Annotated in this window: 18 protein-coding genes; 9 read left to right on the top strand and 9 right to left on the bottom strand. The window is 72.8% G+C overall.

Annotated elements, in window-relative coordinates; all coding sequences use genetic code 11:
- Nucleotides 1-453, top strand: a 453-nt coding sequence (locus tag ACIBQ8_RS42840) for an aldehyde dehydrogenase family protein (RefSeq protein ID WP_397194986.1), incomplete at its 5' end; no start/stop codon positions are given.
- A 96-nt stretch (nucleotides 454-549) separates the two neighbouring features.
- Nucleotides 550-2,217 (top strand): protein kinase, encoded by a 1,668-nt coding sequence (locus ACIBQ8_RS42835; protein ID WP_397194985.1) that lies wholly within the window; start codon nucleotides 550-552, stop codon nucleotides 2,215-2,217.
- Nucleotides 2,218-2,241: 24 nt separating this feature from the next.
- Here the strand turns inward: ACIBQ8_RS42835 and ACIBQ8_RS42830 are convergent, their stop codons facing one another.
- Both ACIBQ8_RS42830 and aceE read right to left on the bottom strand, forming a co-directional pair.
- Nucleotides 2,242-3,597 carry a sensor histidine kinase gene (locus ACIBQ8_RS42830; RefSeq protein ID WP_397170747.1) on the bottom strand — a complete coding sequence of 452 codons (1,356 nt, stop codon included), beginning with the start codon at nucleotides 3,595-3,597 and terminating at the stop codon, nucleotides 2,242-2,244.
- Nucleotides 3,598-3,700: 103 nt separating this feature from the next.
- Nucleotides 3,701-6,148: a pyruvate dehydrogenase (acetyl-transferring), homodimeric type gene (gene aceE / locus ACIBQ8_RS42825; RefSeq protein ID WP_397170749.1), complete on the bottom strand. Its 2,448-nt coding sequence runs from the start codon at nucleotides 6,146-6,148 to the stop codon at nucleotides 3,701-3,703.
- Nucleotides 6,149-6,166: 18 nt separating this feature from the next.
- Here aceE and ACIBQ8_RS42820 point away from each other — a divergent pair, with 18 nt between their 5' ends.
- Together ACIBQ8_RS42820 and ACIBQ8_RS42815 are read left to right on the top strand one after the other, a co-directional pair.
- A complete protein-coding gene (locus tag ACIBQ8_RS42820; RefSeq protein WP_397194984.1) occupies nucleotides 6,167-6,805 on the top strand; it encodes a GntR family transcriptional regulator in 639 nt (212 codons plus the stop codon).
- A 45-nt stretch (nucleotides 6,806-6,850) separates the two neighbouring features.
- The gene (locus tag ACIBQ8_RS42815; protein WP_397194983.1) at nucleotides 6,851-7,963 is read left to right on the top strand and encodes a right-handed parallel beta-helix repeat-containing protein; all 1,113 of its coding nucleotides are present in this window, start codon (nucleotides 6,851-6,853) and stop codon (nucleotides 7,961-7,963) included.
- Nucleotides 7,964-8,018: 55 nt separating this feature from the next.
- Here ACIBQ8_RS42815 and ACIBQ8_RS42810 read toward each other — a convergent pair whose 3' ends face one another.
- The 7 genes from ACIBQ8_RS42810 to ACIBQ8_RS42780 form a co-directional block, all read right to left on the bottom strand.
- Nucleotides 8,019-9,401, bottom strand: coding sequence for a DHA2 family efflux MFS transporter permease subunit (locus ACIBQ8_RS42810; RefSeq protein WP_397194982.1), 1,383 nt, complete (start codon nucleotides 9,399-9,401; stop codon nucleotides 8,019-8,021).
- Between the two features lies 1 nt (nucleotide 9,402).
- Complete coding sequence (locus tag ACIBQ8_RS42805) at nucleotides 9,403-11,028, bottom strand: AMP-binding protein (RefSeq protein ID WP_397194981.1); 1,626 nt, start codon at nucleotides 11,026-11,028, stop codon at nucleotides 9,403-9,405.
- Nucleotides 11,029-11,065: 37 nt separating this feature from the next.
- Nucleotides 11,066-11,905 (bottom strand): family 3 encapsulin nanocompartment shell protein, encoded by an 840-nt coding sequence (locus tag ACIBQ8_RS42800; protein WP_397194980.1) that lies wholly within the window; start codon nucleotides 11,903-11,905, stop codon nucleotides 11,066-11,068.
- 9 nt (nucleotides 11,906-11,914) lie between these two features.
- Entirely contained in the window at nucleotides 11,915-12,649 is a 735-nt protein-coding gene (locus tag ACIBQ8_RS42795) for a sulfotransferase family protein (RefSeq protein ID WP_397170758.1), read from the bottom strand.
- Nucleotides 12,634-13,617, bottom strand: a complete 984-nt coding sequence (locus tag ACIBQ8_RS42790; RefSeq protein ID WP_397194979.1) for an aldo/keto reductase — start codon at nucleotides 13,615-13,617, stop codon at nucleotides 12,634-12,636. The genes ACIBQ8_RS42795 and ACIBQ8_RS42790 overlap by 16 nt, the downstream gene beginning before the upstream one ends.
- A gap of 16 nt (nucleotides 13,618-13,633) precedes the next feature.
- Nucleotides 13,634-16,672 carry an amino acid adenylation domain-containing protein gene (locus tag ACIBQ8_RS42785; protein ID WP_397170762.1) on the bottom strand — a complete coding sequence of 1,013 codons (3,039 nt, stop codon included), beginning with the start codon at nucleotides 16,670-16,672 and terminating at the stop codon, nucleotides 13,634-13,636.
- Between the two features lie 70 nt (nucleotides 16,673-16,742).
- Nucleotides 16,743-17,849 carry an NAD(P)/FAD-dependent oxidoreductase gene (locus ACIBQ8_RS42780; protein WP_397194978.1) on the bottom strand — a complete coding sequence of 369 codons (1,107 nt, stop codon included), beginning with the start codon at nucleotides 17,847-17,849 and terminating at the stop codon, nucleotides 16,743-16,745.
- Nucleotides 17,850-18,225: 376 nt separating this feature from the next.
- Between ACIBQ8_RS42780 and ACIBQ8_RS42775 the strand changes: the two genes are divergently transcribed.
- The 5 genes from ACIBQ8_RS42775 (at nucleotide 18,226) to ACIBQ8_RS42755 (ending at nucleotide 24,801) form a co-directional block, all read left to right on the top strand.
- Nucleotides 18,226-18,528, top strand: a complete 303-nt coding sequence (locus tag ACIBQ8_RS42775; protein WP_397194977.1) for a 4a-hydroxytetrahydrobiopterin dehydratase — start codon at nucleotides 18,226-18,228, stop codon at nucleotides 18,526-18,528.
- Nucleotides 18,529-18,693: 165 nt separating this feature from the next.
- On the top strand, nucleotides 18,694-20,421 hold the full coding sequence (locus ACIBQ8_RS42770; protein ID WP_397194976.1) for an MFS transporter: 1,728 nt from the start codon (nucleotides 18,694-18,696) through the stop codon (nucleotides 20,419-20,421).
- A gap of 71 nt (nucleotides 20,422-20,492) precedes the next feature.
- On the top strand, nucleotides 20,493-21,116 hold the full coding sequence (locus ACIBQ8_RS42765; RefSeq protein ID WP_397194975.1) for a TetR/AcrR family transcriptional regulator: 624 nt from the start codon (nucleotides 20,493-20,495) through the stop codon (nucleotides 21,114-21,116).
- Nucleotides 21,116-22,852 (top strand): ABC transporter ATP-binding protein, encoded by a 1,737-nt coding sequence (locus ACIBQ8_RS42760; protein WP_397194974.1) that lies wholly within the window; start codon nucleotides 21,116-21,118, stop codon nucleotides 22,850-22,852. Before ACIBQ8_RS42765 ends, ACIBQ8_RS42760 begins: the two co-directional genes overlap by 1 nt.
- Entirely contained in the window at nucleotides 22,849-24,801 is a 1,953-nt protein-coding gene (locus ACIBQ8_RS42755; RefSeq protein ID WP_397170769.1) for an ABC transporter ATP-binding protein, read from the top strand. The genes ACIBQ8_RS42760 and ACIBQ8_RS42755 overlap by 4 nt, the downstream gene beginning before the upstream one ends.
- Nucleotides 24,802-24,804: the final 3 nt, after the last annotated feature.

Raw genomic sequence — 24,804 nt, 5'->3', positions numbered from 1 at the left:
GACGGCCGGGAGGCCGAGGTGCTGGGCGGCCGGGGCGGGGGGTTCTGGCTGGGGCCGACGGTGCTGGATCAGGTGCCGGTGGGGTCGCGGACGCATACCGAGGAGATCTTCGGTCCGGTGTTGTCGGTGGTGCGGGTGTCCTCCTACGAGGAGGGCCTGCGGGTGATCAACGAGGGTGTGTACGGCAACGGTACGGCGATCTTCACCAACGACGGGGGTGCGGCGCGGCGGTTCCAGAACGAGGTCGAGGTGGGGATGGTGGGGATCAACGTGCCGATCCCGGTGCCGATGGCGTTCTACAGTTTCGGCGGGTGGAAGTCGTCCCTGTTCGGTGACACGCATGTGCACGGCGCCGAGGGGGTGCATTTCTACACGCGGGGCAAGGTGGTGACGTCGCGCTGGCTGGATCCGTCCCACGGCGGCGTGAACCTCGGCTTCCCCACCAACGGCTGACCCGAGCCGCCGCCCGGCCCGCCCTCCCTCACAGGATCGACTCGAAGCCTGTGCGGCCGTTGCATGAGGGCGGGATGATCGGGTAGGCAGGGCGGCATGTCACTTTCGCACTGTGCGGGCTGGTTGCTGGCCGGACGCTACCGGCTGCTGTCCGAACTGGGCCGCGGTGGCATGGGCCGGGTCTGGCAGGCCCACGACGAGCTGCTCGACCGGCAGGTCGCGGTCAAGGAGGTCACCCTCGGGCACACGCTGGGGGCCGAGCGGGAACGCCTGCTCGGACGGACGATGCGGGAGGCGCGGCTGGCCGCCCGGCTGAGCCACCCGCACATCGCCGCCGTCTACGACGTGGTGGTGGCCGACGAACGGCCGTGGATCGTGCTCCAGCTCGTGCCCTCGCGCAGCCTGGCCGACGTGATCGCCGAACGCGGGCCGCTGTCCCCGCCCGACGCGGCGCGCCTCGGGCTGCAGGTGCTGGAGGCGCTGAGCGCGGCGCACGCCGACGGCATCGTGCACCGCGACGTCAAGCCCGGCAACATCCTGCTGAACGGCGACCGGCACGCCCTGCTCACCGACTTCGGCCTGGCCACCACCCTCGACGACCAGGCCAACATCACCCAGTCGGGCATGGTGGTGGGCACGCCCGCCTACATCGCCCCGGAACGCCTGCGCGGCGGCCACGCGACCCCGCAGGCCGACCTGTGGTCCCTCGGCGCCACCCTGTACGCGGCCGTCGAGGGCCAGTCGCCCTTCCCGCACAGCGGCCATTTGGCCGCCCTGACCGCGGTGCTCACCTCCGAGCCCGCGCCGTTCCACCTGGCCGGGCCGCTCGCGCCGGTCATCGCCGGTCTCCTGACCAAGGACCCCGCCCGCCGGATCGACGGCGAGGAGGCCCGGCGGCGCCTGACCCGGGTGGCCGCGCTGCGCGACGAGGAACCCCACGACACCGCCGCCATCCCCCTGGCCGCCCCCCTGCCCCGCACCGGCGACCTCCTTCCTCCCACCCTCTTCCCCGGCGCCCCCGCCCCGGAAGCCGCCCCCGTCCCGGAGGCCGTCCCGGTCCCGGAGGCCGTTCGCGTCCCGGAGGCCGTCCCCGTCCCGGAGGCCGTCCCCGTCCCGGAGGGCGCCCCCGCCACGGAGGGCGTCGCCGTTCCGGCGGGTGTCCGGGACGTGGGGGCCGTCGCCGGGGCGCGGCCGGACGCCAGGCGGCGGATCCCGGGGTGGGACCGCGCGGGACGCGGCACCGGCGAGCGCGGCCACGCGGCGCGCCGGACCATGCCCGACGCCGCGCGCGGCCTGCGCGCGCACCGCGAGCTGCTGCCGTTCTCGGTGTCGATCCCGCAGCCGGGCAGGCCGCAGCGCTGGCGGCAGCTCACCGCCCTGGCCGCGCTGGTCACCAGCGTGCTGCTCACGACGTCCTGGAACGGCGACGGCGGCCCGCCCGCCGCCCCCCGCACGCCCTCCTACGCCGACCCGGCGCCGAACCAGGCCCCCGAGCAGGGGGGCATCATGCACGCCGTGGCTGTCACGCGCGACCGGACCTCGAAGGACGCCGCCGACCGCGCGGTAGAGCACGGCGGCTCCCGTCGCCCGCCCGTCCAGCCCCTCGCCCAGCCGCCGTCCCAGCGGCGTGCCGTGACCGGCGCCAGGTCCGCCACTTCCGGCGCCACCTCGGCCGCCACCGCCGGCAAGGGCCGGAAGGTCGGCCATCAGGCCGCCAAGGCCAAGCACGGCAAGGGCCTCGCCCGCGGCCACGGCAAGCACTAGGAAGCGCCACCCACTCCGGGGAGGTCAGGCGAGGGGGAGGCGGAGGACGAAGCGGGCGCCCTTGGGGGAGTCCTCGATGGTCAGCGTGCCGTGGTGCGCGGTCGCGATCTCGCGGGCGATCGGCAGCCCGAGGCCGGTGCCGCCGGCGTCGCGGTTGCGGGAGTCGTCCAGGCGGATGAAGCGCTGGAAGACGAGCTCGCGCTTGGCCGGTTCGATGCCTCCGCCGTCGTCCAGGACCTCCAGCACGGCCCGGCCGTCCTCCTGCCGGACGGTCACGGTGACCTGCGTCTCGGCGTGCCGCTCGGCGTTGTCCAGCAGGTTCGTCAGCAGACGGGTGAGCTGGAGCCGGTCGCCCATGACGACGACGCCCGCCTCCGGGCCGGCGACCACGCGCTTGGCCCGCGGCCTGGCGGTCTCGGCGGCCACCAGCTCGCCCAGGTCCACCGGCTCACGCTCGCTCGGCGCCCCGGCGTCCAGCTTGGTCAGCGTGAGCAGGTCGGTGACGATGGCCTGCAGCCGGTCGAGGCTGGCCAGCACCTGGGTGCTGGTCTCCCGCCAGTCGGTCTCCTCCGGGTGCAGCATGGCCTCCTCGACCTGCGTGCGCATGGCGGTGATCGGGCTGCGCAGGTCGTGCGAGGCGTCCCCGGCGAACCTGCGCTGCTGCTCCATCGCGGCCTCCAGGCGGGCCCGCGCCGTCTCCAGCCGGTCCAGCGTCTGGTTGGCGGTCTCGGCCAGGGCTCTGATCTCGTCGTCGGTGTCCGGGACGGGCACCCGCAGGCCGCCGCCGTCGGCGGTGATCTCGGCGAGCCGCTTGGTGATGGCGCTGACGGGGGCCAGCGTCCTGGCCACGACCCGCGACACCCCGAAGAAGGTCAGCCCGACCAGCAGCGCCGACACCACGATCTGGAACAGCACGACCTGCGGGCTGACGAACCAGGGGACCGCGGGGTCGAAGGCGTAGATGATCCAGGTGCCCTCGGGCTGGTAGGCGCGCAGGGCGACCACGAGCTCGCACCGGCCGGGGAAGGCCGGCAGGTCGCAGCTCCTGCTGACGTAGTTGGCCTGGTCGCGGGGGATGTGGGCGGTCTGGCGGGGGGCGTCGGCCAGGTTGGGCGTCCAGGCGACGGCCCGTCCGGCCGGGTCGACGACCTGGATGCCGTCGAGGCCGAGGGGTTCCAGCACCTGGGGGAGCTGGTTGCGCTTGACCATGAGGAGCACGCGCAGGGCCCGGCCGGACACGTCGCTGGCGCGCACGTCGGCGACGTCGTCGTGGATGCCGAACATGACGAAGCCGCTGACGACGACGTTCAGCAGCAGCATGGCGATGCCGGCGAGCAGTGCCAGGCGCGTACGCAGCGACCGGCGCAACCGTGTTCTCACCCGTCTCCCCCCGGGATCAGCAGAACACGGTTGGTGCACCAGGCCCTAACTTAGGGAGATTCCTCGATAAATACGGTTACGCCGGGACGAGTCGCCCCCGCTGCTACTCCTCCACCGCCTTCAGCACGGCGTCCGCGATCGACCGCGGATCGACCCCGAAGTGCCTGCGCACGGCCTCCCGGGTGTCGGAGAGCCCGAACCCGTCGGTGCCGAGCGAGGTCCACGGCCGGTCGATCCACGGCCTGATCTGGTCGGGCACGGCCCGCATCCAGTCGCTGACCGCGATCACCGGCCCCTCGGTCCCGGCCAGCGCCTGCCGCAGGTACGGCACCCCGGTCGCCGACATGGCCTCGCGCCGCAGCTCGCTCCACGAGGTGACCGACCAGACGTCCACGCCCACGCCGTACTCGTCGGCCAGCAGCCGCTGGGCCTCCAGCGCCCAGTGGATCGCGGTGCCGCTGGCCAGCAGGTGCGCGGCGCCGCCGCCGGCGGAGTAGCGGTAGATGCCCTTGACGATGCCCTCCTCGACGCCCTCGGGCATCGCGGGCTGGGGCAGCGGCTCGTTGTAGAGGGTCAGGTAGTAGAACACGTCCTCGGCGGCCTCGCCGTACATGCGCCTGAGCCCGTCGCGGACGATGACGCCGACCTCGTAGGCGAAGGCCGGGTCGTAGGCCAGGCAGGCGGGGTTGGCCGAGGCCAGGAGCTGGGAGTGGCCGTCGGCGTGCTGCAGGCCCTCGCCCGTCATGGTGGTGCGCCCGGCGGTCGCGCCGAGCAGGAAGCCGCGGCCGAGCTGGTCGGCCAGGGCCCACATCTGGTCGCCCGTCCGCTGCCAGCCGAACATCGAGTAGAAGATGTAGAACGGCACCATCGGCTCGCCGTGGGTGGCGTAGCTGGTGGCCGCCGCGGTGAAGGAGGCCATCGACCCGGCCTCGGTGATGCCCTCGATGAGGATCTGCCCGTCCACCGCCTCCTTGTAGGCCAGCAGCAGCTCCCGGTCGACGGACTCGTACCGCTGGCCGAGCGGCGAGTAGATCTTCGCCGTGGGGAACAGCGACTCCATGCCGAACGTCCTGGCCTCGTCGGGCACGATCGGCACCCAGCGCCGCCCGGTCTCCGGCTCCTTCATCAGGTCCTTGACCAGCCGGACGAACGCCATCGTGGTGGCGATCGGCTGCGTCGAGCCCTTGGCCAGGGCCGCGAACGGCCGCTCGCCCGGCTGCGGCAGCGGCCGGGCGGCGACCGTGCGGCGGGGGATCGGGCCGCCCAGCTCCCGGCGGCGCTCGGCGACGTACTCGGCCTCGGCCGAGCCGGGCCCCGGGTGCAGGTACGGCGGCAGCTCCCCGGCCAGCGCCGAGTCGGGGACCGGCAGGCCGAGCCGGTCGCGCATGACGCGGAACTCGTCGAGGGTGAGCTTCTTCATCTGGTGGTTGGCGTTGCGCGCCTCGACGCCCGCGCCCAGCGTCCAGCCCTTGACCGTCTGGACGAGGACCACCGTGGGCGCGCCCCGGTTCTGCAGCGCCCGGTGGTAGGCGGCGTACACCTTGCGCGGCTCGTGCCCGGCCCGCGAGCCGCCGACGATGCGCCGCAGGTCGTCGTCGGAGCAGGGCACGTCGAGCCCCTGGAACAGGTGCTGCCTGATGTAGGCGCCGTCGGAGGCGGCGAACGTCTGGAACTGGCCGTCCGGCACCTCGCCGAGCCTGGCCACGAGCTCGTCGGAGCCGAGCAGGCCGTCCCACTCGGCGCCCCACAGCGCCTTGACGACGTGCCAGCCCGCGCCCCTGAAGACGCTCTCCAGCTCCTGGACGATCCGGGTGTTGCCGCGTACCGGGCCGTCGAGCCGCTGGAGGTTACAGTTGATCACGAAGGTGAGGTTGTCCAGCCCCTCCCTGGCGGCCAGCGTCAGCGCCGCGGTGGACTCCGGCTCGTCCATCTCGCCGTCACCCAGGAAGGCCCAGACATGGCTGTGCGAGGTGTCCTTGATGCCGCGGTTGTGCAGGTAGCGGTTGAAGCGCGCCTGGTAGACCGCGTTGAGCGGGCCGATGCCCATCGACACGGTCGGGAACTGCCAGAAACCCGACATCGCCCTCGGGTGCGGGTACGACGGCAGCCCGCCCTGCGTCTCGCGCCGGAACAGGTCGAGCTGCTCCTCGCTCAGACGCCCTTCGAGGAAGGCCCGCGCGTAGACGCCGGGGGAGGCGTGCCCCTGGAAGAAGACCTGGTCGTCCGTGCCGTGGAAGAAGTGGTTGAAACCGACCTCGTACAGCCAGGCGGCCGAGGCGTAGGTGGCCAGGTGGCCGCCGAGGCCGAGCTTGCTGCCCCGGCTGACCATGACGGCGGCGTTCCACCGGTCGTAGGCCGCGACGCGTTCTTCGAGCTCCAGGTCGCCGGGGTAGGCGGGCTCCTCGGCGGTGGGCACCGTGTTGAGATAGCGCGTGCTCGTGGCGAGCCTGCGCAGCAGGTAATCGGCCCGATCGGGACCGGCCGCCCGCCGGACCGCCTCAAGCGATTCGAGCCATTCGGCGGTCTCCTGTGGATCCAGGTCTTTCTCCATGCTTCCATTAAACACCATATGATCGATCATCCGATGAAAGGATTATCTGTGGAGCCCGTGGTGCGGCCGCCGTTGCGCGAGGAGATCAGGAAGGTGCTGCTCGACGGCCTGATCAGCGGCCGGTGGGAGCCCGGCGAGCGCATCGTCGAGCGCCGCCTGGCCGCCGAGCTCCAGGTCAGCCAGGCCCCCGTACGCGAGGCGCTGCGCGAGCTGGAGGCGCTCCGGCTGGTCGAGTCGGCCCCCAACCGCGGCGCGCGGGTGCGCGGCTTCACCCTCGACGACCTCCGCGAGGTCTACCAGGTCCGGGCCGGCCTGGAGGAGACCGCCACCCGCCTCGGCCGGCCTCCGGCGGCGGCGCTGCGCGCCCACGTGGACCGCCTGCACGCCGCCGCGGCCGCCGGCTCCCTCGACGACCAGGTGCGCCACGGCGTCGCCTTCCACCGGGAGATCGTGGAGGCCTCCGGCAACGCGCTGCTGGTGTCGGTGTGGGAGTCGCTCGGCGTCGAGGTCTGGACGCACGTGTCGATCCGGCTGTTCCGGATGCGGCCGCACGAGAACGCGGCCGACCACGAACCGCTGGTTGAGGCGTTCGAGCGGGACGACCCGCGGGCCGGCCGCCTGCTGCACGACCACGTCCTTGCCTACGCCCCCGACTGACCCCTCTCTTGACACCCCCGCGCCCGGCGTGGACAGTTCGAGACCATGATCACCAGAAGGACGTTACTCGGGGGCGCGGCGGCCCTGCTGGCCGGTCGCCCGCTCGTCACACCGGCACGGGCGCAGGCGCCGGCCTCGGTCGCCTACGTCAGCGGCTCGGAGATCCAGAAGCTCCTCGACGCCGCCAGGGACGGCAAGGGCGCCAAGGACGCCGCCGGCCGGTACATCGCCAAGGTGCCCAAGGCCACCTACCTGCTCACCGAACCGCTCATCGTGCACAGCAACACCCATCTGGACGCCACGGACGTCAGGATCGTGGCCCGCTTCCCCGCCACGGGCGTCAAGCACACGATGGTCCTCAACGCCGTGAGCGCGACCGCCGGCGGCTACTCCGGCGCCACGAACATCGCCGTCACCGGCGGCAGCTGGGACCCGGTGTGGGACTTCGTCCAGCGCGGCGTGCTCGACCAGGCGCCCGCCATGAACGGCATCACCATGATCCACGCCTCCGACGTGCTGATCGAGAACGTCACCATGTGGAACGTCAAGTGGTGGCACGGCATCGAGCTCAACGCCGTACGGCGCGGCACGGTCCGGGGCTGCAGCCTGATGGGCTGGATCCGCGACCCCGACCAGGGGCTGTGGCACGGCGAGGCGGTCCAGCTCGACCTGCCGGCCGGCGGCAACACCTGGGGCGGCGCGAGCGACCTGACGCCGTGCACCGACATCCTGCTGACCGGCAACACCTGCGACGCCTCGGGCTCACAGCTCGGCTGGGGCCAGTTCACCGGCTCGCACACCTCCGACCCCGCCCACCGGCACACCAACGTGCGCATCCAGGGCAACATCGTGCGCAACACCCGCTACGACGGCATCGCCACGGTCAACGCCCAGAACGTACGCATCACCGACAACACGGTCGAGGGGTGCGAGGGCGGGATCTACGTGAAGTCGGTGGCGGGAGCCCCGCTGCAGACCGTCGAGATCACCGGCAACCAGGTGAGCGGCACCGGCACGCGCGACGCCCTCGGCATCCGGGGCGACGCCGCCGCGATCACCGACGTCGTGGTCTCCGGCAACACCGTCCCCTGCGAGAAGGTCCACTACTACGGGACGGTGACGCCGAGGGCGGGCGCCGTGCTCGACTGCGCGTCCTAGGCGGCGCGGACCGTTCGTGCCCGCCTCGGGCACGGGGAGGCGGCCCCGTACGCGTTCAGGCGCCGCGCGCCGCCGGTTCGGCGCGCTGGGCGCGCAGGCCGGCGGCGGCCAGGGCGACCGGCGCGCACAGGCCGAGCATCGTCAGCCACACCCCCTGGTACGCCCCGACCGCCCCGAGCCGGTCGCCCGACAGCACCAGCACCAGCGCCGAGACGCCGATGACGGCCCCGACGGCCCGCGAGGTCACCGACAGGGCGGTGCCGGTGGCCAGCCGCGCGGGCGGGATCTCGGCCACCGCCGCGCCGCTCAGCGACGTGATCAGCACGGCCACCGCGACCCCCGACAGCACCACCGCGGGCAGCACCACCGCCAGGTACGCCGGCTCGCCCCCCGCCGCGAACGCCAGGTACGCCGTGGACAGCGCCAGCAGCGCCGCCCCGCACAGGGCGAGCGGGCGATGGCCCGTCCTGGCGGCCAGCCGCCCGGCGAGCGGCGCGGTCAGCACCTGGGCGAGCGCGCCCGGCGTGACGGCGAGCCCCGCGGCGGCCACGGAGTACCCCCAGATCCCGGTCAGGAACAGGATGTTGGCCAGCGGCAGCGCGAACATCACCAGCCCGACCAGGAACATCGCGAGGTTGGCCCGCTGCGTGCCGCGCGCCCGCAGCGCGCCGAGGTCCACGATCGGCGCTGGATGCGTGCGCGCCCGCCGGACGAACAGCACGGCCACGACGACGCCCGCGACCAGCGCCGCGATCGTGCCGGGGCTGCCCGGCCCCCACGCGTCGCTCTGCACGATCGCCAGCGAGGGCAGCCCGATGGCCCCCACCAGCAGCAACAGCCCGGCGATGTCCGGCAGCCTGGACGTGGCCGCCTCGCCGGCCCCCTTGGGCACGATCCGCCAGGCGCCCGCCAGCACGGCCGCCCCGACCGGCAGGTGCAGGAAGAACACCGTCCGCCAGTCCCAGACGCCGACCAGCATGCCGCCCAGCGACGGCCCCGACGCCGTCGCCACCGACTGCGCCGCGCTCCACAGCCCGATCGCCGTGCCCCGGCGTTCCGGCGGGTAGTACGGCAGGATCAGCGCGAGCGTCAGCGGCGTGATCACCCCGCCGCCCACGCCCTGCACGACCCGGGCGGCGATCAGCGCGCCGGCCGACGGCGCGACCGCGCACAGGGCGGCGCCGACCACGAACACCGCCAGGCCGGTCAGGAACACCCGCCGCGCGCCGAACCGGTCGGCCAGGCCGCCGGCAGGCAGCAGCGCCGCGGTGAACACGATCGCGTAGCCGTTGAACACCCACGACAGCTCGGGCAGGCTGCTGCCCGGGAAGCTGCGCAGGATGTCGGGGAAGGCGATGTTCGCGAGCTGCACGTCGATCGCGCCGAGGAAGGCGCTCCCGCACAGGACGGCGAGCGGGAGCGCCCGTGAACCGGCCACCTCAGTCCGACGCCGCGCCGAACCGCTCCCGCAGCTCGACCTTGCGGATCTTGCCGGTGACGGTCCGCGGCATCTCCTCGACGATCTCCAGGCGCTCGGGCCAGAACCAGTCGTTCACGCCGGCCTCCTTGAGGTAGCCGCGCAGCTCCTCCAGCGTGGGCGGCTCGCCCGACGGCGTGACGACGGCGCACACCTGCTCGACCAGCGCCGGGTCCGGGATGCCGATGAGGGCGATGTCGCGGATCGCCGGATGCCGTCCGAGCAGCGCCTCGATGTCGCTGACCGGCAGCTTGAGGCACATGTTGGCGATGATGACGTCCTTGGTCCTGCCGGAGATGCGCACGCCGCCGTAGCCGTCGTCGCGGGCCAGGTCGCCGGTGTCGAACCAGCCGTCCGGGGTGATCGACTTGGCGTAGATCTCGTCGCGCAGGTAGTAGCCGAGGCACTGGGCCGCGCCGCGTACCTGGAGGGCGCCGATCTCGCCCTTCTCGACCGGCTTGTTCTCCTCGTCGACGATGCGCACCTCCATGCCGGAGATGACCGTGCCGTCGCTCTCGCCGGCCCGCTCGGGCGGGTCCTGGGGGCGGGTCATGGTGACGCCGCCGTTCTCGGTCATGCCCCACAGCGCGTACACGCGCACGCCCAGCGTCTCGGTGACCCGCTCCACCAGGTGCGGCGGGACGGGGGCCGAGCCGGAGACGAACACGCTCAGGGCGGGCAGCTCGCGCGGCCGGGCCGCCTGCTCCTCGCTGATCTCCCGGGCGAACGGCGGCGAGCCGTAGTACATGGTGACGCCGTGGTCGGCCATCAGGTCGAGGTAGACGCCGGCGTCCCAGGCGTCGGCCGTGACCGCGGTGCCGCCCAGCGTCAGCGCCGTCAGGTACGCCATCACCAGGCCCACGTAGTGCATCGACGTCTGGGCCGTCATGATGACCAGGCTCGGGTCCAGCCCGAACGCCTCCCCGTAGCCCTTGATGTCGGCGTACAGGGTGTTCTGGCTGTGCAGCGCGCCCTTGGGCTCGCCGGTCGTGCCCGAGGTGAACAGGATGAGGAACGGGTCGTCGGGGCCCAGCTCGCGGCCCTCGACGTCGGCCGGGTCGCCCGGTTCCGGGGTGAGCAGCAGCTCGTCGAAGTCGAGCGAGCCGGGCGGCCCGCCGCCGCCGACGACGATCACGTGCTCCAGGCTCGGGATCTCCCGGGCCAGGGTCATGCCCGTCTCGGCCGTGTCCAGGTGGCCGATCCGGCTCGTGGTGACGAACAGCTTCGCCTCGGTCAGCCGGATCATGAAGTCCAGCTCGCGGTGCCGGTAGATGGGCATCTGCGGGGCGATGCGCGCGCCGATCTTCATGCACGCCAGCGCGAGGGGCAGCGTCTCCCTGCGGTTGGGGAGCTGGATGGCGACGAAGTCGCCCGGCCGCACGCCCAGCCGGACCAGGCCGTGCGCGATGCGGTCGGTCATCGCGCCCAGCTCGGCGTACGTCACGACGTCGGTGACACCGTCGGCGACGCGCCGGCTGATCAGTGCCGCCTTGCCGGGGGACGCCTCGATGTTGCGGCGTAAGTCGTCCAGAAAGGTCTCGTCGCGCCACCAACCATTGCGCCGGTATTCCTGGCTCGTGTCCGACACGGTCACCGCCTTTCGTCGTTCTCGTTCTACTTGATTGCTAGGAAGTGGGAAATACGGTGTTTTCCCCGGCGGGGGTGACCAGGTAGAACAACCCCGGCAGATGCACCGCGACGCCCTCGTACACCTCCGCGCAGACCGCCACGCCCGGCCGGGCGAACGTGCCGGGCGGCGGCTCGGCCACCCGGATCACCGAGCGGCCCGCGTCCAGCAGCCGGGCCGCCACGGAGATGTCGCCGACCAGGGCGTCCCCGGGGGCGACCCACCGGTTGCGGCTGACCTTCATGCCGTTGCCCTCGGCCAGCTCGGCCAGCAGCCCGCCCCGGCCGATCAGCCGGTGGTAGTAGTCGCGCGGGTTGACGATCATCGCGTGCGGGGTCGCGCCCGACTGCTCGACCTCGTCGCAGGCCGACAGCACGCCGTGGACGTAGTCGTCGTACGGCAGCCGGGCGATCTCCGGATGGCCGAGCAGGGCGGTGGTCAGGGCCAGGTTCTCGGCCGTGGCCAGCCGGACCAGCAGGCGGTAGTCGAGGAAGGTGGCCAGGGCGTCCGGGTCGGCGGCCAGGCCGTCGGGGATCTGCACCCACGCCCGGATCGGATGCACCTTGGCCTCCGACATGCCGAACCTGAAGGCCGCCTCGCGGCGCACGTCGGAGTCGCGCACCGACCGCCGCTCCTCCTCGCCGGGCGGCGACTCCGTCCAGAACCGGGCCCGGTCGCCCTCGACGGGGACGACCTTGAGCAGGTTGCGCACGGTCAGGCGGGGCCGGTCCTTGGTCGGCTCGTGCGCCTCGGTGATGGTGTAGTCGAAGGTCACTTCCGCGTGGCCGGGGTCCTCGGCGTAGGCCCGCGCGAACAGCCGGCCCGGTGACTCTGACATGGATACTCCCTATTCGTCCTGGACGAGGCGCTGGTAGAAGGGGAGATGGTGGTCGTAGAAGGCCCGCAGGGCCGGATGGTTGTCCACGGTCGCGGCGTAGACGTTGCCGCGGTCCTCGAACCCGGCGCTGCCGCTCGCGTCCAGGTGCCAGCGGCGGGTCCGCCCCCACTCCGGGCGGTCGCCGGCGGCCCAGGTGAGCGAGCCGGGCAGGAAGGGCAGGCCGGTGTAGGCGCAGAACTCCTCGACGACCGCCGCCGGCTCGCGGATCAGCCGTTCGGTGCGGATCACCAGCGGCCGCCGGCCGGTCGCCTCCCGGACCAGCTCGTGCAGCAGGAACAGCCGCTCGTAGCCGATCTCGTCGCAGGTCACCGCCGGTTTGATCGCGTAGTGCGAGGCGATGGTCGGCCGCGGGTCGCGCACGATGAACGTGTGGACGATCCCCGCCAGGTCCTCCGGATGCTTGAACAGGTGCGGGTACTCGTAGTCGAGCACCTCCTTGACGAACACCGGCCGCGCCCGCGCCAGCTCGGCCAGCCGCGCCAGCAGGTCCTTCTCCGAGCGGGCGGTCACCTCGCCGCCGTCCGGCGCGGGCAGCGTCAGCGAGCCCTCCTCGGTCAGCGCCAGGAACGGCTCGTGCAGGACGGCCACGTCGCCCCGCTCGATCATCATGCGCAGGAACGCCGTCGAGGCCGAGCGCGAGTGCGCCCACATGGCGACCAGCGGCCCGCTCACCCCGACCACCACGCCGGCACCCGGTCCCAGCGGTGCCGCCGCAGCTCGCTCAGCAAGTCCGGGTCGAGCGGCCGCCCGTCGGAGACGCCGAGGTTGGCCTGCACGTGCGCCGGCCTGCGCATCCCCGGGATCACCGTGCTGACCGCCGGGTGGTGCAGCACGAACCGCAGCGCGACCTCCGGCAGCGAGAGCCCCTCCGGCAGCGCCGCCTTGAGCCGTTCGGCCCGCTCGACGCTCGGCCCCAGGTTCTCCGGCCCGAAGTACGTGCTGCGCCAGTCCTCCGGCGGCCACGTGCTGTCCGCGGTCAGGGTGCCGGTGAGCGTGCCCTCGTCGAACGGCACCCGGGCGATGATGCCCACGCCCTCGCGCAGCGCCCGGTCGAACAGCTCGTCCTCGGGCGCCTGGTCGAAGATGTTGTAGATCACCTGGATGACGTCGATCAGGCCGGTGTCGAGCGCGGCGAAGCAGTTGGCCGGCTCCCACCGGTTGACGCTGATGCCGACCGCGTCGATCAGGCCCTCGCTCTTGAGGTCCCTGATCGCCTCCTGCCACCGCTCGTCCCGGGCCCAGCGGTCCTCCCAGGTGTGGAACTGCATGAGGTCGATGCGCGAGACGCCCAGATTCTCCAGGCTGCGGTGGGTGTACTCGCGGATGTGCTCGGCGGGGTAGGCGTCGTCGAGGGTGTCGTCCGGTCCGGGGGGCCATTCGCGGTTCTTCGGCGGGATCTTCGTGGCCACGTACAGCCGGTGGCCGGGGTGGCGGCGCAGCAGCGCGCCGAGCAGCTGCTCGCTGACGCCGCGGCCGTACACCCAGGCGGTGTCGAAGAAGGTGCAGCCCAGTTCGACGGCCTGGTCGAGGCACCGGGGGGCGACGTCGTAGTCCCAGCCGGTGAAGCCGCCGGGGCCGCCGCCGATGCCCCACATGCCGTAGCCGACCTCGCTGACCTCCCAGCCGAGGTTTCCCATCTTGCGGTAGCGCATTCCTGACCTTTCCTGATCAACCGGTGGGCACCCGCTGCCCGGCCGTGCCCGCCAGGCGGGCGTGGTAGGCGGCGATCGGGCCGTCGAGGGTGCCCTCGCCGAGCCGCCATCGCTGTTCGAGCCTGTGGCACTCGTCCTTGCGGAACAGCGCGGGGTTGTCGGTGAGCAGCCCGCCGAACGCCCGGCGCAGCTCCTCCTCGTCCGCCGCGGCGGGCAGCAGGGAGGCGAGCGTGATCAGCTCGCGGTCCCCGCTCGCCCGGCCGGTCTCGCGCACGAGCCGCGCGAAGTCGCCGCACGGGATCGGCGTGACCGGCACGCCCGCCCGCGCCGGCACGTCGTCGATGCTGACGCTCTCGGCGCGGAAGACGTGCAGCGTACGGCCCCAGACCTCCGGGTCGGCCACCGCCGCCCCGACCCGCGCGGCGACGTAGTCGACCGGCGTGTAGTCGGTGCGCGTGGCGACGTCGGGACGCACGCCGAGCCGCAGGAACGCCGACAGCAGCAGGTGGGTGAAGGCGACCGGGTTCGGATAGCCGTTGTCGGCGCTCGGCATGATCTCGCCCAGCCGCAGCACGGTCACCAGCGCGCCCCGGCGCCTGGCCTCGGCCAGGTAGCGCTCGGCGATCCACTTCGACCGGCTGTAGCCGCCGCCCGGCGCCCTGGCCAGCGCCGGGTCGCAGTCCTCCGGGACGCGCTCGCCCCTGTGGAGCGCCTCCGTCTGCAGCGCGCCCAGCGTCGAGACGTAGTGCAGCGGCACCGGATGGTGGGCCATCGCCAGCCGCACCAGCTCGATCGTGCCGCGCACGTTGGCCTGACGGTGGGCGCGGTAGTCGAACAGGAAGTTCACCATCGCGCCGTTGTGCAGCACCAGGTCGCAGGCTCGGGCCAGATGCTCCCAGGTGGAGCCGTCCAGCCCGAGGCCGGGTAAGGCCAGGTCGCCCGCGTAGCCCTCCAGCCGGTCGGCGAAGCGCGGCTCCCACAGCCCCCGCTCGGCGAGCGCCGCCACGACCCGGGCCGTGGCCGCCTCGTCGTCGGCCGCCCGCGCCAGGCAGCACACCCGCAGCCCGCCGCGGCTCAGCAGCTCGTGCACCAGGCGGCTGCCGACGAACCCGGTGGCCCCGGTGACCAGCACCGTACGCAGCCGCTCCGGCCTGGACGCCCGCCGGATGGGCTCCCCGTCGGGCACCACGGAGTCGCGCGCCATCAGCACCGACTCCTCCTCGATGGCCTCGTGGTCCTGCCGCCGCCGCTCGATCAGCCGGGCCAGCGCGCCGGCCGTCGGGTGGTCGTACAGGTCCTTGACGTCCACGCGGACGCCGGTCTCGGCGGTGATCATGTGGACCACGGACAGGGCCTGGATGGAGTCGCCGCCCGACTCGGCGAAGTGCGTCTCGGCGGTCAGGCCCGGCCAGCCGAGGGCCGAGCGCATCGCCCGCAGCACCTGGTCGCCCAGGCACGCGGTCGGCGCGCTCTCGGCCAGCAGGGCGGTGTCCTCGGCCAGCCGGCCGTCGAGGATCTCCTGGAGCCGGCCGCGGTCCACCTTGCCGTTGTCGTGCAGCGGCATCTCGGCCAGCGGGAAGAAGTAGCGCGGGACGCTGGTCCGCGGCAGCGTGCGGCGCAGCTCGGCGGCCAGCGCGGCCTCGGTCAGGCCCCTGCCGGAGGCGAACAGCGCCAGCGCCTTGACGCCCGCCTGCTCGGCCACCAGCACCTCGGCCTGCAGCACGCCGGGGCAGCGCTGGGCCGCCGCGGCGATCTCGCCCAGCTCGATGCGCACGCCGTGGATCTTGACCTGGAAGTCCTTGCGGCCGGCGAAGAACAGGCGGCCGTCGTCGTCCAGGTGGCCGAGGTCGCCCGTGAGGTAGAGGCGCTCGCCCGGGATCTCGCCGGGGAACGGGTTGCCGACGAACGCCCTGGCCGTCGCGGCCGGGTCGCCCAGGTAGCCCGCGCCCAGGCAGACGCCGCCGATCGCGATCTCGCCGGTCGTGCCGGGCGGGACCGGGCGCAGGTCGTCGTCCACCACGACCGCGTAGCAGTTGTCGATCGGACGGCCCAGCGGGACCGCGTCGCCGTCGGCCGCCGACACCCGGTGGAAGACCATCCCGATCGACGCCTCGGTGGGGCCGTAGCCGTTGGTCAGGTCGAGGCCGGGCAGCAGGGCCATCAGGCGGTGCACCGCGCGCGGGCTGACCGCCTCGCTGCCGACGACGAGCCGGCGCAGGGACGACAGCGAGCGCAGGGCGGCGGCGTCGCCGTCCACGATGGCGACCAGGGCGTTGAAGACGCTGGAGACGAAGTCGGCGGTGGTGATGCCGTACCGGGCGATCAGGTCGATGGTGTGCCGGAGGTTGAGGAAGTCGCCCTGCACGGGCAGCACGGTGCGCCCGCCGGTGGTCAACGGCCAGAACAGCTGCCACAGCGCGGAGTCGGAGGTGTGCCTGCTGTTCTGCAGCACGACGTCGTCGCCGGTCGCGGCGAAGTAGCGGGTCATGAAGCGCAGCCGGTTGGCCAGGCCGCCGTGCCGGTTCATCGCGCACTTGGGGGTGCCGGTGGTGCCGGAGGTGAAGTAGCCGTACGCGAGGTCGTCCGGGCCCAGCTCGACCGCCGGCCGCTCGGAGGTCGGGACGATCGCGTCGATCCCGACGACGACCGCCCGATCGGCGGCGCCCGGCGGCAGCGGCTCGCCGCCCGCGCACAGGATCGGGCCGTCCGGCAGCACGTCCAGCGTGTCGCGCACGCGCTCGACCGGCCACGACGGGTCGAGCGGCACGAACGCCGCGCCCAGCTTCATCAGCGCCAGGTACGCGACCGGCAGCTCCAGCGAGTTGACCAGCAGGGCCGCGACCACGTCGCCCTTGCCCACGCCGTGCCCGGCCAGCGTCGCCGCCAGGCCGTTGACCAGGTCGTCCAGTTGCCTGTAGGTGAGGGTCCTGCCGTCGTAGGTGACCGCCGGCCGCTCGGGGCACCGGTCGGTCTGCTCCTCGATCAACGCCGGGACGGGACGGAACGGGCCGAAGTCGACCGCCCGGCCGGTGAAGCCGCGGGTGTTGCCGGTCATCTCCACCTCTCTGTCAGGAATGTACGAACGGCGACCGGCCCCCTTGCCCCACACGCCCCCGTCGCCTTCCTCATAGGCGTTCCAAGTCGTTCCGGAGCCGGCCCGGCGCGTACGCCGGTTCGACGGCCCCGTCCGTCGCCGCGGCGGCGGCGAGCCGGCCCGCCTCGGGCGACGTCTGGACCCCGTAGCCGCCCAGGGCGGCCAGCCAGACGAATCCCGGCGCGCCGGGGTCCGGCCCGATCACCGGCGTCCCGTCGGCCACCTCGCTGCGCAGCCCCGCCCAGGCGTGCCGGACGCTGCGGATCTCCAGCGTCGTGGCCTCCTGGACGCGCCGCACGCCGACGGCGACGTCCAGGTCGTCGGGGCGGGCGTCGCAGGGCGGGACGGGCGTGGCGTCGGCGGGGGAGACCAGCAGCCGCCCGGACTCGGGCTTGACGTAGAAGGTGTCGGCCACGTCGGTGACCATCGGCCAGGACCGGGCGTCCGTCCCCTCGGGCAGGTCCACCAGGAACGCGGTCCTGCGCAGCGGGCGCAGGCCCACCGGCCGCACCCCGGCCAGCCCGGCGACCTCGTCGGCCCACGCCCCTGCCGCGTTGACCAGGATCGGCGCGGCGTGCTCGCCCGCGTCGGTGACCGCCCGCCAGACGCCGCCCGCGCGCGACAGCGCCCGGACCCGGGCGGAGGTGACCACCTGGCCGCCCCGCGCCCTGATGCCGCGCAGGAAGCCCTGGTGGAGGGCGTCGACGTCGATGTCCATCGCGCCGGGCTTGAGCATCGCCCTGCTGAACCGGCCCGGACGCAGGATCGGGCAGTGCGCCTGGGCCTGCGCGAGGTCGATCTCCACGGCCGGCGTCGGGGCCCGCCGCCCTTCGGCCAGCGCCTCGTCGAACGGCTTCTCGCCGCCGGGCGGGCACAGCGCCAGCACGCCGCGCGGGCTCAGCAGCGGGACGTCGGCGAAACCCGGCGGGGGCGCGGCGAGGAAGTCCCTGCTCGCCGCGGTGAGAGCCCGGACGGCCGGGTTGCCGAAGTACTCGGAGAAGAGCGCCGCCGACCGTCCGGTCGAGTGGTGGCCGGGGACCTGCTCGGCTTCGAGCAGGGTCACGGTGCCCGACCTGGCGAGGAAGAACCCCGCGCAGGCGCCCGCGACGCCGCCCCCGACAATGAGAAAATCTCTCACGTCCGTAAACTGATCACATTTCACTGTGTTTCGGCAAACAGTTTGTGTGTCCTGACAGAAATGACTTGCCCGAAATGCGTAGTAAGTCAGGTCATAAATGCGGTAATTCAAGCATTTATATAAACGATCTTGTGATTACCGGCCTGTCAGGGGCTCGGCGGCGGTGGCCGGGCGTCCCGGCGGCGTCAACCCCTATGTCAGAAACGGCGCAGGCGTGCGCTCCGAGTGTCAGATCCGGCCGCTGGGCGGCGCGCCGCCGGACGTCCGAAACCCGGCGCCGCCGGGCGCGGCGGGACCGCGAACGGGGGCGCGGCGGGTGTGAAGCGGCTCATCGGTGGTAGCCGAGCGTCGGGAAGCCGACGACTTGGGGGGCAACATGGCCGAGCGCCTGACCGACGAGGACATCGACACCGCCCTGGCGGCGCTGGAGGGCTGGCGGCGGGACGGCGACGCCCTGGTCAAGGACGTGCCGATCACGCCCGACAGCTACGGCTGGCTGAGCGAGGCGGTGCACAACGAGGGCGCCACGCTGGGGTACCAGGCCGAGATCGAGCGGACGGCGGAGGGCATCCGCTTCCGCCTCTCGACCGGCGAGGCCGGCGGGGTCACCGAGCGCGACGTCGAACTCGCCGCCCACATCGACCAGGTCCTCGACGGCGGCGCCCGCGACCGCGGCTGACCTCGCGGCAACCCGCGACCGTGGCCGTCCTCCCGGCGGCCCGGGTCGCGACGGCGCGCCGTTCGGGGGGCAGTCCGGCTTGCGCGGACCGCTCAATGTGCAGGGCGCACAGGTTGTGCAGGGGGCACATCCTGTGTAGGGTGCATTCGGACAATAGGGGGATAAATGGTGCATTCCGCGCCCAGCCCGCGCTCCGGCGGCGGGATCGTCAGCGTGCTCGCGGTCGCCGGCATCGTCGGCTCGCTCATGCAGACGCTGGTGGTGCCGCTCATCGGCCAGCTCCCGCGGCTGCTGCACGCCGGTGCCGCCGACACGTCATGGGTGATCACCGTGACGCTGCTGGTCGGCGCGGTCGCCACCCCCGTGATCGGCAAGCTCGGCGACCTCTACGGCAAGCGCACCATGATGCTCGTCTGCTCGGTGCCGCTCATCGCCGGGTCGGTGGTGTGCGCGCTGTCCGGCTCCCTGATCCCCATGATCGCCGGACGCGGCCTCCAGGGGCTGGGCGTCGGCATGATCCCGCTCGGCGTCAGCGCGCTGCGCGACCTGCTGCCGCCCCAGCGCGTCGGCCCGGCCATCGCGCTGATGAGCTCGTCCATGGGCATCGGCGGCGCGCTCGGGCTGCCGATCTCGGCCGCGGTCGCCGAGTACGCCGACTGGCGGGTGCTGTTCTGGGGCTCGGCCGCGCTGAGCGTGCTGGTCGCGGTGCTGATCTGGCTGCTGGTCCCGGCCACGCCCGCCGCCGCCGTCCGGGCCCGGCTCGACCTGGTCGGCGCGCTCGGCCTGGGCACGGCGCTGGTCTGCCTGCTGCTCGGCGTGTCGAAGGGCGGCGACTGGGGCTGGTCGAGCGGCACCACCCTTGGGCTGCTCGGCGGCGCGGTGGTGCTCGCCCTGCTGTGGGGGCTGTGGGAGCTGCGCGTCCGCGACCCCCTCGTGGACCTGCGCACCACCGCCCGCCCGCAGGTGCTGCTCACCAACGTGGCCTCGATCCTCGTCGGCTTCGCCATGTACGCCCAGTCGCTGGTCCTCATGCAGATCCTGCAGCTGCCCGCGGCGCTCGGCTACGGCCTGGGCCAGTCGATGCTGGCCGCCGGGCTCTGGATGGCGCCGTCCGGGCTGACGATGATGGCGGTCTCCTCGCTCGGCGCCCGGCTGTCGGCCGCCCGCGGGCCCAGGACCAGCCTGTTCGTCGGCGCGCTGGTCATCGCGGCCGGCTACGGCACCGCGCTCGGCCTCATGGGCTGGAGCTGGGGCCTGATGATCGCCGGCTGCGTCGGCAGCGCCGGGGTCGGCCTGGCGTACGGTGCGATGCCCGCCCTCATCATGGGCGCGGTGCCGAGGAGCGAGACCGCCTCCGCCAACAGCTTCAACACCCTGATGCGCTCCATCGGCACCTCGGTCTGCGCCGCCGTGATCGGCGTCGTCCTGGCCCAGCTCACCGTGACGGTCGGCGGCCACACGCTGCCCTCGGAGACCGGCTTCCGCACCGCCCTGCTCATCGGCTGCGGCGTCGCGGTGGTCGCCGCGCTGGTCACCCTCACGCTGCCGAAGGCCAAGGCCGCCGCCGCCCCGGCCCCTGTCGCCGCCGCGACCCCCGCTGCGTCCCCGGCAACCCCGGCGACCCCCGCGGCCCCGGTGGCCGGGCCCGCTCCGGCCGCCGCCGGCGTCCTCGGCCCCTGGGAGGAGGCGTTCCGCACGCACGACCCGGCTCCCGAGGCCCGCCACCACCCGCGGCCGGTCCAGCCGGAGGCAACCGGCGTCCTCTCCCTGACCGAGCGGGACGAACTGCTCCGGCTGCGCCGCGAGAACGCCGAACTCCGCCGTGAGCTGGACGTTCTCCTGCGGGGCGCCGGCGTGTGGCTCAAGAACCTGGCAGCCGACAGGACGGAGTGACCCGCCCCGACATACATGTCCGGCAAATAATGATTTGAACGAGCGAGTACTCACTCATTACGCTCGTCCGCATGACCAAGAGGCGACGGGTGCCCGCGATGGCGCCCGAAGACCGCCGTGCCGCCCTCATCGAGGCCACCGTCCCCCTGCTGCGCGCGCACGGCACCGCCGTCAGCACCCGCCAGATCGCCGAGGCCGCGGGCGTGGCCGAGGGCACGATCTTCGGCGTCTTCCCCGACAAGGCCACGCTGCTGCGCGCGGCCCTGATGAGCGCGTTCGACCCCCGACCGGCCGAGGACGCGCTCGCCGCCATCGGCGCCACCGCCGGGCTGCGCGACCGGCTGCGCGAGGTGGCGGCGCTGCTGCGGGCCGGCATGAAGGCCAACGTCAACCTCTTCACCGTGCCCCGCGAGCTCATGGCCGAGGACGCCGAGTTCCGCGAGCACATGATGGACAGCCGCGCCCGCATCACCGCCGCGCTCGCCGCCCTCGTCGAGCCCGACCGCAACCATCTGCGCCGCTCGCCCATGGCCACGGCGCAACTGCTGCTCATGCTCGTCTCGGTGAGCGTCCACCGCGGTTTCGGCCTGTCGGACGACTTCGGCGACATGGACGACGACGAACTCGTCTCCGTCCTGCTCGACGGGCTGCTGCTGCCCTCCTACCGCACCCCCTCCACAGAAAGCGTCCGTTGATGCTGCTCCGCCTGCTGCGGGTCCAGCTCAGGCCGTACGGGAAGGAGATCACCCTCGTGGTCCTCTTCCAGTTCGTGCAGACACTGGCCACGCTCTATCTGCCCACACTCAACGCCGACATCATCGACCACGGCGTCATCACCGGTGACACCGGTTACATCATGCGCGTCGGGCTGGTGATGCTCGGCGTGACGTTCGTCCAGATCGTCTGCTCGATCGTGGCCGTCTACTACGGCGCCAGGACGTCGATGGCCCTGGGCCGCGACCTGCGCGCCGCGATCTTCCACCGCGTGCAGGGCTTCTCGGCGCAGGAGGTGAACAGGTTCGGGGCGCCGTCGCTGATCACCCGGACCACCAACGACGTCCAGCAGGTGCAGCTGCTCGTGCTGATGACGTTCACGATGATGGTGGCCGCGCCGATCATGTGCGTCGGCGGCATCGTCCTGGCGCTGCGCCAGGACACCGCGCTGTCGTCGCTGCTGCTCGTCGTGCTGCCGGTGATGATCGTCATCGTCGGCCTGGTCGTCTGGCGGATGCGGCCGCTGTTCCGCACCATGCAGGAGCGCATCGACCGGATCAACCAGGTGCTGCGCGAGCAGATCACCGGCATCCGGGTCATCCGGGCGTTCGTCCGCGACCGGCACGAGCGCGAGCGCTTCGGCGTGGCCAACGACCGGCTCACCGACGTCTCGCTGCGGGTCGGCCGGCTGATGGCGCTGATGTTCCCCTCGGTCATGCTGGTCGTGAACGTCTCCAGCGTCGCCGTCATCTGGTTCGGCGGCCACCGCATCGCCGACGGCACCATGCAGGTCGGCGCGCTGACCGCGGTCATCTCCTACCTGATGCAGATCCTGATGTCGGTGATGATGGCCATGTTCATGTTCATGATGATCCCGCGCGCCGAGGTCTGCGCCGAGCGCATCGAGGACGTGCTCGGCACCGACCCCACCGTCCACCCGCCCGCGGACCCCGTCACCCCCGACGGCCACCGGGGCGAGCTGGAGCTGCGGTCCGTCGACTTCCGCTACCCGGGCGCCGAGGACCCGGTGCTGTGCGGGGTGAGCTTCGCCGCGCGGCCCGGCCGGACCACCGCGATCATCGGCAGCACCGGCAGCGGCAAGACCACGCTGCTCAACCTCGTCCCCCGGCTGTTCGACGCGACCGCCGGCGACGTGCTGGTGGACGGCGTCAACGTCCGCGACCTCGACCCGGCGGCGCTGTCCCGCGCGGTCGGCCTGGTCCCGCAGTCGCCCTACCTGTTCTCCGGCACCGTCGCCTCCAACCTGCGCTACGGCCGGCCCGGCGCCACCGACGAGGAGCTGTGGCGGGCCCTGGAGATCGCCCAGGCCCGCGAGTTCGTCGAGGCGATGCCCGGCGGCCTGGACGAGCCGATCTCCCAGGGCGGCACGAACGTCTCCGGCGGCCAGCGCCAGCGCCTGGCCATCGCCAGGACCCTGGTGCACCGGGCCGAGATCTACCTGTTCGACGACTCCTTCTCCGCCCTCGACTACGCCACCGACGCCCGCCTGCGGGCCGCCCTGGCCGAGGAGATCGCCGACGCCACGATCGTCATCGTCGCCCAGCGGGTGAACACGATCCGCGACGCCGACCTCATCCTCGTGCTCGACGAGGGCCGGGTGGTGGGCAGCGGCGACCACGCCGAGCTCATGGAGACCTGCCCGACCTACCGCGAGATCGTGCTGTCCCAGCTCACCGAACAGGAGGCCGCGGCATGACCGCCCAGGCTCCCGCGCGCCGCCCGCAGCCCGCCTTCGGGCCGGGCAGGATGATGGCCGGGCCGGCCGAGAAGGCGCTCGACTTCGGCGGCACGCTGCGCAAGCTGCTGCGCCTGCTGCGGCCCGAACGCGCGATGCTCGGCGTCGTGCTGGCGCTCGGCACGGCCAGCGTCGCGCTCACCGTCACCGGGCCCAAGATCCTCGGCCACGCCACCGACCTGATCTTCTCCGGCATCATCGGCGCCCGGCTGCCCGCCGGGCTCACCAAGGAGCAGGCCGTGGCGGGCCTGCGCGCCAGGGGCGAGGGCAACTTCGCCGACATGGTGGCCTCGATGAACGTCGTGCCCGGCCAGGGCATCGACTTCACCGCCCTGGCCCACGTCCTGGGCTGGGTGCTGGCCATCTACGTGGTGGCGGCGCTGCTCGGCATCGCGCAGTTCCGGCTGACGACGACCGTCGTCCAGCGGGCGGCGTCCCGGCTGCGCGAGCGGATCGAGGCCAAGCTGGCGCGGCTGCCGCTCAGCTACTTCGACGGCCAGCCGCGCGGCGAGATCCTCAGCCGCGCCACCAACGACACCGACAACATCGCCCAGACCCTCCAGCAGACCATGAGCCAGCTCATCTCCTCGGTGCTGACCGTGGTGGGCGTCCTGGTGGTGATGTTCTGGATCTCGCCGGTCCTGGCGCTCATCGCCCTGGTCACGGTGCCCGTGTCGGTCTACGTCACCGCCGTCGTCGGCAAGCGGTCGCAGCCGCAGTTCGTCAAGCAGTGGTCGTCCACCGGCAAGCTCAACGGCCACATCGAGGAGATGTACGGCGGCCACACCCTGGTCAAGGTCTTCGGCCGCCAGCAGGAGGCCGCCGCCACCTTCGAGGAGCACAACCAGGCCCTGTACGCCTCCAGCTTCCGCGCCCAGTTCATCTCCGGCGTCATCCAGCCGGCGATGATGTTCATCGGCAACGTCAACTACGTGCTGGTCGCCGTCGTGGGCGGGTTCAAGGTGGCGTCGGGCTCGATCTCGCTGGGCGACGTCCAGGCGTTCATCCAGTACTCCCGGCAGTTCAGCCAGCCGCTGACCCAGGTGGCCGGCATGGCGAACCTCGTCCAGTCGGGCGTCGCCTCGGCCGAGCGGGTCTTCGAGCTGCTGGAGGCCCCCGAGCAGTCGGCCGAGCCGGCCGAGCCCGCCCGTCCCGCCGAGCTGCGGGGACGCGTGGCGTTCGAGAACGTCTCCTTCCGCTACGCCCCCGACCGGCCGCTGATCGAGAACCTGTCGCTGACCGTGGAGCCCGGCCAGACCGTGGCCATCGTCGGCCCCACGGGAGCGGGCAAGACGACCCTGGTCAACCTCATCATGCGGTTCTACGAGGTGACCGGCGGCCGCATCACCCTCGACGGCGTCGACACGGCCGAGATGTCCAGGGAGGAGCTGCGCGCCGACATCGGCATGGTGCTCCAGGACACCTGGCTGTTCGGCGGCACGATCGCCGAGAACATCGGCTACGGGGCCGAGGGAGCCACCCGCGAGCGCATCGAGGCCGCCGCCCGCGCCGCCCACGTCGACCGCATCGCCCACACGCTGCCCGACGGCTACGACACGGTGATCGACGAGGAGGGGGCCACGGTCAGCGCGGGTGAGAAGCAGCTCATCACGATCGCCCGCGCGTTCCTGTCCGAGCCGGCGATCCTCATCCTGGACGAGGCCACCAGCTCGGTCGACACGCGGACCGAGGTGCTCATCCAGCGGGCGATGAGCTCGCTGCGCGAGGGCCGGACCAGTTTCGTGATCGCCCACCGCCTGTCCACGATCCGCGACGCCAGCCTCATTCTGGTCATGGAGGAGGGCCGTATCGTCGAGCAGGGCACCCACGAGGCCCTCCTGGCGGCGGACGGCGCCTACGCCCGCCTCTACTCCGCCCAGTTCGCCCAGGCCGCCGTCGAGGTGGACTGACCG

Origin of the sequence: Nonomuraea sp. NPDC049646 (assembly GCF_044465525.1) — a bacterium.
In the GTDB taxonomy this organism is placed as follows: Bacteria; Actinomycetota; Actinomycetes; order Streptosporangiales; family Streptosporangiaceae; genus Nonomuraea.
The sequence above is the reverse complement of the archived record's forward strand: the minus strand, read 5'-3'. Positions and strand labels throughout refer to the sequence as shown.